Source organism: Pontibacter sp. 13R65, assembly GCF_047525655.1.
GTDB lineage: Bacteria > Bacteroidota > Bacteroidia > Cytophagales > Hymenobacteraceae > Pontibacter.
On the sequence record NZ_JBLIQL010000030.1, the window covers coordinates 42,688 to 51,193 of the forward strand.

Consider the following 8,506-nt stretch of genomic DNA (forward strand, 5'->3'; position numbering starts at 1 on the left):
CTGTTTTCTTCTGAATTTATAAGTAAAGGTGCCTCTCCGGGAGGTAATATTGGTTCCGCCAGATTTGTAGCTTGCATAACGCACCACCCTTTCCCATACCATATCGGTGTCGGTCAGGCTTTTAATTTCATACACGTGCTGTTCCATTAGGTCGTTAGTAAGCACAATGTAGCGTGTAGCGCTGGTGTCGGGAAGAGCATAGTTTACAGTTGNTTTGTAGCTTGCATAACGCACCACCCTTTCCCATACCATATCGGTGTCGGTCAGGCTTTTAATTTCATACACGTGCTGTTCCATTAGGTCGTTAGTAAGCACAATGTAGCGTGTAGCGCTGGTGTCGGGAAGAGCATAGTTTACAGTTGCCTCGCTTTTCGAAACCGTATGGTAAATCTTCATGTTGGGCTTGTTGAAGGTGTGAATCACCTCCGCTTTAGAAGTATCGGTGTGTGCTACCTGGTCCTGACCATCTACATACACCGCCACCATTTGGTAATTCGACCACTCGCCTTTCAATTCTTTATCCAGGGCTGTTTCTACGTTTGGGTTTGGTTCGTCGTCTTTACAGCCAGTAAACGTGATGAGGGCAAAGAATATCGGGAGTAATAAGAGTTTTTTCATGTTACAATAATTTAAAATTAACTTAAGTAAAAATTGAATTAAAATTTTTGCGCAAAATATGCTTTGCCAATAAAATGGCGGTTCCAGCTCGTTTTAAGGAATTTCTGTAACCAGGAGAAGTATAAAAAGCCTTGCCGAGGGTAGGCCAGATACAAAACGAGTGGTTTTACGGGGCAGTTAATTAAAAGATTCAATATTAGAAATAAAAGATTTTTTAATGTATCTGCTACCTGAAGGCAGACAAACGAAGGGCTATGTAGATCAGCGGTTTGCAATGGGGGGAGCCGCAGAACAACTATTATATTTACGGTAATAATTTTTGAATGGTGCTTCCGGAGGGATGTTTACCGTAAAGTGGCAATTGTAAAATAAAAAGGTCCGGCAAAGGAGGAGGGGCAAGGCAGCTGCCAAGCTAAGACAAGTCTAAACCAAAATGGATTGGATAAGGCTCTGGAAGGCATTTTTTATTAGCGGAATTCAAAAAGCAGAGCAAATTTTTGGCAGGGCGAAAAAAGCTGGTGCTCTCCCAGGAGAGCACCAGCTTCTGTAAGCTTATTTAGCCATGGAAATTAATTCGTCGGCGCTGGGGCCGTAGCTACCCGGTATAGGTATGTTGAGCAGGCGTAAGTACACGCCCAGCTGGGCTCTGTGGTGAATGATTTGAGAAAAAGCCATTCGGATAACCTCTCCTTTGGTAGCCTGGTACTGAACTTGCCCGCCTTCAATCATTTGCCATGAGTCTGCTAACTGGGCCTCGGTTGCCTGTCGGAGCTGTTGCCGCCCTTCCTCCAGCCTTCTTTGGAAATACGCCATCAGCTCAGCTTTACTGCTCACAACCTCCGGTTCATAAGGGTTGTTGTCGAAATCAAGCTCCGATGTCTGAAAGGTCATGCCGATCCACCCAGGCAGCTCTGCCACATGCGTTGCCAGCCGTTGCAGCGTCATGCTTTTGGGGTGTGGCTGCCAATCAAATTTATCGACCGGAACAAGTTCCAGCATTTTTTTAGTTGTGTGAGCCTCCTGTTCCAGCTCCTGCAGAAAGATGTTTATCATGTTCATTGCATTATTTTTGTTTACAGGGCAAAGTAAACCCGCACCACTGACAGCCCTATGGCAGTAGTGGAAGCAGCAGGTGCCTTATTTTTGATAAATCCATATTAGCCAGCAGGAATGGCTGGGGCAGGCAATTACAGGAGGCAGAGCGGGGCGTTTAAAAGAAGATGTTAAAATTTTATAATAACATGCTAATAAGGTAGAGCCTATGCCTGCTTAAATTGCTTTCCTTTGGATAAACAAACAATTGTTTGTAACTAGTAAGCAGATAAATCCGGTTCCTCGGTGTTGCTTTAAGACATGGTTTCATCTTTAAAACTTTGGCCTGCGCAACAATAAAAACATTATAAATCTGTAATTTTATAAATCTGCTTTATCCTAAACCAAAGACATGAGTAGTTCTGCACCCAAAGCCTCCTTGTTCAGCAGGGGCACCACCTGGCCTTTTATGCTGATTACGAGCCTCTTCTTTTTGTGGGGCCTGGCCAATAACATGACGGATACGCTGCTGGCGGCTTTTAAGCGCATCATGAGCATGTCCGATTTTCAAACCTCCTGGATCCAGATTGCCTTTTACGGCTCATACTTCTGCCTGGCTTTGCCTGCAGCCATTATCATAAAAAAGTATACTTACAAAACAGGTGTGCTTCTGGGGCTGGGGCTGTTTATTTTAGGCTCGCTGCTGTTTTACCCAGCCAGTATTACCATGGCTTACGGGCATTTTCTGATTGCGCTTTATGTGCTGGCTGGTGGGCTCTCTATTCTGGAAACGGCTGCCAACCCCTATATAGTAGCCATGGGGCCGGAAGAGTCTGGTACCAGGCGCCTTAACCTGGCACAATCGTTTAACCCTATTGGCTCTATAACCGGAGTGTTGCTAAGCAAACTGTTTATTTTGTCGCAGCTTAACCTGTCGAGCGCCGAGGAGCGTAGCGCTATGACTGATGCGGAACTTGCTGCCGTTCAATCAGACGAGCTTACGGCCGTAATGGGGCCTTATGTAGGCGTGGCCCTTTTTCTGATGGTGCTCTGGCTGGTGGTAAAGTTTACCAATATGCCTAAAGCGTCTGACGGTAACACCAAACTGGAGCTGGCTTCTACCTTCTCCAGGCTCCTGAAAATGCCGCACTATGTGTGGGCGGTAGTAGCACAGTTCTTCTATGTAGGTGCTCAGATCTGTGTTTGGTCTTACACTATTCGCTACGTCATGCAGGAGCTCAGCCTCAACGAAGACAGCGCTTCTAACTATTATATGGGCGCACTCTTACTGTTTATGGTATCAAGGTTTATCTTTACCGGGCTTATGAGTTTTATAAAGCCTGCTACCTTACTTATGATCACAGCACTGGCCGCCGCTGGATGTACCTTGATGGTGATATTCGGAAGCGGTATGGTGAGCGTGTATGGCCTGATCGGCATTTCAGGTTGTATGTCGCTTATGTTCCCTACTATCTATGGCCTAGGCATTAGAGGTTTAGGCGCCGACACTAAAATAGGTGGCTCCGGCCTGATTATGGCCATATTAGGTGGTGCGGCTATTCCGGCGGTGCAGGGGTATGTGTCTGACCTAACGCAGAGCATCAGCATTTCGTTTTATGTACCTTTGGCCTGCTTTCTTCTTATTGTGCTCTACGCCATTATTGCAGGCAGGCACGACGAAGCGCTTAACAAACGCCTTGGCGTTGCAGGAGCCACCAATCAGCCCCAGTCGCCTCAAGTGAAGGCAGTGAAGTAGGGCGCAAATTCCTTGAACTTAAATTCAAAGTCTATTATAACCTTATGTTTGAATTAACAGAGAAAGTAGCCCTTGTAACAGGAGCAGGTAGTGGCATCGGAAAAGCCGTTGCCCTTACGTTTGCCAGGCAAGGTGCTAGGGTACATGTGCTGGACCTGAACCAGGAACAGGCACAACAGACCGTTTCAGAAATAGAAGCAGCCGGCGGCCAGGCCATGGCGCATGTTTGCGATGTAACCAATCAACAGCAGGTGCAGCAAATATTCCAGGGCATAGGCACTATTAATATATTGGTTAACAGTGCGGGAATATCGCATATTGGCAAAGCCGACACTACTACCGAACAGGATTTTGACCGCGTGTACCAGGTAAACGTGAAGGGTGTATACAACTGCCTGTTTGCTGCCATCCCAATTATGCAGGCAAACGGAGGCGGTGCCATCCTCAACATGGGGTCGATTGCCGCTGTTATTGGTCTCCCGGATCGTTTTGCTTACTCCATGAGCAAAGGTGCCGTACAGGCCATGACGATGTCGGTAGCAAAAGATTACATACATGACAACATCCGCTGCAACAGCATATCGCCTGCCCGGGTACACACGCCTTTTGTTGATGGTTTTTTAGCTAAAAACTACCCGGGCCAGGAGGCAGAAATGTTCCAGAAACTTTCCAAAACACAGCCGATTGGCAGAATGGCAAAGCCAGATGAGATCTCGAAACTGATCTTGTACCTTTGCTCTGATGAGGCCTCTTTTATTACAGGCAACGACTACCCTATAGATGGTGGCTTTATAAAACTGAATAACTAGGCCCTTAGGCCTCAAGCCCTCCAGAACCTCTGGAAGGGCTTTTTCATTAGAATAATTTACTGGTAACGAATAAGAGTTACAAGCTGGCCAAGGCTAGAATAAACTGGCCCAAATAACTCTCTATTTGGAGATAGAAAAAATAATCGGCCTGGCAGGTGCTTTCCTTAGATTACCACTTTATCTTTACCAGATAACAAGATATTTACTAATAAAATAATAGCTGTGCCGCTGGCATGGCGTAATCACTACTATGAAACTAATAAGATACGGAGAATTAAACGAGGAAAAAACAGGGATACTTCTGGATGACGTAGCCTATGATACCTCTGCCTTTGGCGAAGATTACAACGAACGTTTTTTTGAGACGAATGGACTCAGCCGCTTAAGAGAATTTGTTAAGAACAATGAAGGCAAACTAAACCGCATACCGGAAGGGAGCCGCCTGGGCAGCCCCTTTGCTCGCCCTTCTAAAATTGTATGCATTGGCCTTAACTACGCCGACCATGCCCGCGAAACGAATGCCAAGGTGCCTTCAGAGCCGGTTCTTTTCTTTAAAGCTACCACCGCCCTGGTTGGTCCTAACGACGATGTTATCATCCCAAAGAACTCTGTAAAAACAGACTGGGAAGTAGAATTGGCCTTTGTGATAGGCAAAAAAGCAAGCTATGTGAGCGAAGAAGAAGCCATGGACTATGTAGCTGGTTACTGCCTGCACAATGATGTGTCGGAGCGCGAATTCCAGCTGGAGCGTGGCGGCACCTGGGACAAAGGCAAAGGCTGCGATACATTTGCTCCAATGGGTCCTTTCCTGGCTACCAAAGACGAAATTGCTGATGTAGACAACCTGCGCCTGTGGCTGAAAGTGAACGGCGTAATGATGCAGGATGGCAATACTTCCAACTTCATATTTAAAATACCGCACCTGGTTTCTTACCTGAGCCAGTTTATGACCTTGCTTCCTGGCGATGTTATTTCTACAGGCACTCCAGCCGGAGTTGGCCTTGGTTTCGACCCTCCGGTTTATTTAAAACCAGGCGACGAAGTGGAATTAGGCATCGAGGGCCTTGGCATCTCCAAACAAATTGTGAAGGCGTATGCTAAGAATTGATGCTCACCAACACTTCTGGAAATTCGATCCGGTTCGAGATAGTTGGATAAACGAAGATATGGCCGTAATCCAGCGTGATTTTCTGCCGGAAGATCTGAAGCCGGTGCTGCAACAAAATGGCTTTGATGGCTGTGTATTGGTGCAGTCGGCCCAGCCGGAGTTCGAAAACGATTTCCTTTTGAAGCAAGCCGCACATCACGATTTTATAAAAGGTGTTGTTGGTTGGGTTGATTTTTTTGCCGATGACCTGGAGCAGCGCCTGGAAGAGTACACGCAGCACAAAAAGCTCAAAGGCTTTCGCTACATATTGCAAGGGGCCGAAGACCGCGCCCTTATGCTGACGCCGGAATTCCGGAAAGGAATAGCCCGACTCCAGAAATTTGGCTACACCTACGATGTCCTTATTTTCCCGGATCAGTTGGCTTACACTAAAGAGTTTGTGGCAGAGTTTCCGGACCAGCCCTTCGTGATCGACCATTTAGCCAAACCCTATATCAAAGATCAAAAGCTGGATGGCTGGAAACAGGATATGCAGGCAGTCGCACAGCATGAACAGGTGTTCTGCAAGATATCAGGCATGGTAACAGAGGCAGACTGGAAAAACTGGAAGAAGGAAGATTTCCGCCCGTACCTCGATACGGTGGTAGAAGCCTTTGGGCCTAACCGCATAATGTACGGTTCCGATTGGCCTGTATGCCTGGTGGCAGGTGCCTACGAGGAGATGCTGGGTATCGTGCAGGATTATTTTGCTTCTTATAGTAAGGAGGAGCAGGCGGCCTTTTTTGGAGGTAATGCCACGACTTTCTACCAACTGGCCTAGCACTTTAAAGAGGACCATATAGGTTTCTACAGGCAGGTGCTCTTTTATATTGATAAAGACATTCTATATTATAAGCGTTTCATGAAAACTTTAGTTTGTACCACTCCCAAGCAGTTTGATTATGCGACCGGAGAGAAGCCTGCCCTTACCCCAGGACATGCCATTATTAAGATCAGGCGCATCGGCATTTGCGGTACCGACCTGCATGCTTACGAAGGCACGCAACCATTCTTTGAGTACCCGCGCATACTAGGGCATGAGCTGGCCGGTGAGCTGGTTGATTTCGACAATGCACCTGGCTTTGAAAAAGGGGAGGCCGTTACATTTATTCCTTACTTTAACTGTGGTACCTGCGTTGCCTGCCGCGCCGGCAAATCAAATTGCTGTACACAAATGAAAGTGTGTGGCGTGCACGTGCATGGCGGTATGGTCGAGTATTTGTCGGTTCCGTCTTACTCGTTGGTGCACGGCGAAGGCCTCAGCTTCGATGAGCTGGCGCTGGTGGAGCCATTGGCGATAGGAGCGCACGGAGTACGCAGAGCCGATGTACAGCCAGGTGAGTTTGTGCTGGTAATAGGAGCAGGCCCCATTGGCCTTGGCATTATGGAGTTTGCCCGCATTGCAGGCGCCCAGGTTATAGCCATGGACATAAACGACGCTCGCCTCAACTTTTGTAAAGACAAACTAAAGGTGCAGCACATCGTAAATGCCCTCTCGCCCGATGTAACAGAGCAACTGCAGCAAATCACGAATGGCGATATGCCCACTGTGGTAATAGATGCAACAGGTAGCCAGCGCGCCATCAACAATGCCTTTCAGTATATGGCTCATGGGGCCCGTTACGTAATGGTGGGGCTGCAGAAAGGGGAGGTAAGCTTTAGCCATCCAGAGTTCCACAAACGCGAATCTACACTCATGAGCAGCCGGAACGCCACCCGACAGGATTTTGAGCATGTGGTAGCCAGCATGAAAAAAGGGCTGGTAGAACCTACCACTTATATCACACACCGTGTATTGTTTGATCAGGTAAAAGATGAATTTGCTAGTTGGTTAGATCCTGCCAATGGTGTAATAAAAGCCATGGTAGAGCTAGATTAGTATCTCTTAATTTAACTCAATCTTTTGCCAGTGCCCCGGCCGGACTTATGATGTCTGACCGGGGCACTGGCTTTTTATTGCCTTCTCCATGCACTGCCTGTATGCACCTGCATACTAATCAGGCCTCTTTTTAGAAGTTAATTGTTTTAACCTGTATGGCAGCTGCCTTTGCAGGTATTCTAACTAAATATAATAACATGACATCTGGTTTTTCTGCTGCCGGAAACGTATAACGGTATACCACATGTGTACTTCCTTTTAAAGCGTATTAATTGACTTAGCTACCGTGAGCGACCATTTTTTCTCTTATTATGAAAACCAAAAACATTTTATTATCGACAGTAACCGGATTGCTATTATTTGTTGCCACCGGTTCTTTTGCCCAAAGTAACCAAACCATGGAGGAGCAGAAAACAGAGCAGCAGATTGAAAAGGAAAATGAGCGGGAAGACAAGAAACGTTTAAAAGAGGCTAAGAAACTTAGGAGTGAGACAAAATCCGAAGCCAGAAGAGCCAAAGCGAACGCCAAAAAAGCAGAGAAGTATCAAGATGATGCCGATGAGGCTGCCAAACAATCCAAGCAGGCCGCAAAAATGGAGGCTAAGGCGCAGCGAAACCGACACGATGCGGAGAAGAAAGCTAAAAAAGCTGCCCGAGCTGCGGAGAAAGCCACCAACGATTGACAAGGTAGGCCTGCTATCCATTAGCATGAGAGCAAGCCCTCATTTAGTGATTCCATACCAAGTAAGATAGTAATGCCCACTGATTGCCTGCCAAAAAGCTAGGAGTAACAGTGGGCTTTGGTAGTTGTGCGTACACAGGCGGGTATAGGAAGGTATTTCTATACCCGCCTGTGCTTTTTAGATCTGTGTTTTGCTTTGAGAAAGCCTCAATGGCAACTGGTTACTTAGAATCGAGACCTTACCAACATATAATAACTTTGTTACCCCAAGAAACTCTACTTCAGCGCAGGGATAATGCTGCTAATTAAAAGGTCCTTTCTGAAGTATTGATAGCTCTGTTTTACAACAAGGGCCCTTATGCTGTTGTGCTTAAACTCTGTATACCTCTTCAACTTATAGCTTGTCCGCTTTAGTTTATTCTACTAATATTTGCCTTCTCTGCTTCAGCCTTTTAGCATAACGTGAACTCGGGAATTAAGCCAATGTTCTGGCGAGGTTAAACTTTTTGTTTTTGTGGTCGAGAAAGGTGTAGGCGGTCAGACCTGAGAGGATGTGGACCAGGGCGTTGATGGGGTTTCGGTG

Annotated in this window: 7 protein-coding genes; 6 read left to right on the forward strand and 1 reads right to left on the reverse strand. The window is 46.7% G+C overall.

Annotation, left to right across the window (positions count from 1 at the left end; genetic code table 11):
- Window positions 1-1,170: 1,170 nt before the first annotated feature.
- A complete protein-coding gene (locus tag ACMA1I_RS21555) occupies window positions 1,171-1,677 on the reverse strand; it encodes a DinB family protein (RefSeq protein ID WP_414703963.1) in 507 nt (168 codons plus the stop codon).
- A 385-nt stretch (window positions 1,678-2,062) separates the two neighbouring features.
- Here ACMA1I_RS21555 and fucP point away from each other — a divergent pair, with 385 nt between their 5' ends.
- From fucP to ACMA1I_RS21585, 6 genes are all read left to right on the forward strand, one after another.
- Window positions 2,063-3,406 carry an L-fucose:H+ symporter permease gene (gene fucP / locus ACMA1I_RS21560; protein WP_337070558.1) on the forward strand — a complete coding sequence of 448 codons (1,344 nt, stop codon included), beginning with the start codon at window positions 2,063-2,065 and terminating at the stop codon, window positions 3,404-3,406.
- A 44-nt stretch (window positions 3,407-3,450) separates the two neighbouring features.
- Window positions 3,451-4,215, forward strand: a complete 765-nt coding sequence (locus tag ACMA1I_RS21565) for an SDR family oxidoreductase (protein WP_337070559.1) — start codon at window positions 3,451-3,453, stop codon at window positions 4,213-4,215.
- Window positions 4,216-4,465: 250 nt separating this feature from the next.
- Window positions 4,466-5,323 carry a fumarylacetoacetate hydrolase family protein gene (locus ACMA1I_RS21570; RefSeq protein ID WP_337070560.1) on the forward strand — a complete coding sequence of 286 codons (858 nt, stop codon included), beginning with the start codon at window positions 4,466-4,468 and terminating at the stop codon, window positions 5,321-5,323.
- Window positions 5,310-6,143 carry an amidohydrolase family protein gene (locus ACMA1I_RS21575; protein ID WP_337070561.1) on the forward strand — a complete coding sequence of 278 codons (834 nt, stop codon included), beginning with the start codon at window positions 5,310-5,312 and terminating at the stop codon, window positions 6,141-6,143. The genes ACMA1I_RS21570 and ACMA1I_RS21575 overlap by 14 nt, the downstream gene beginning before the upstream one ends.
- Before the next feature lie 81 nt (window positions 6,144-6,224).
- Window positions 6,225-7,241, forward strand: a complete 1,017-nt coding sequence (locus ACMA1I_RS21580; RefSeq protein ID WP_337070562.1) for a zinc-binding alcohol dehydrogenase family protein — start codon at window positions 6,225-6,227, stop codon at window positions 7,239-7,241.
- Window positions 7,242-7,552: 311 nt separating this feature from the next.
- On the forward strand, window positions 7,553-7,924 hold the full coding sequence (locus ACMA1I_RS21585) for a hypothetical protein (RefSeq protein WP_337070563.1): 372 nt from the start codon (window positions 7,553-7,555) through the stop codon (window positions 7,922-7,924).
- The last annotated feature ends 582 nt before the right edge of the window (window positions 7,925-8,506 follow it).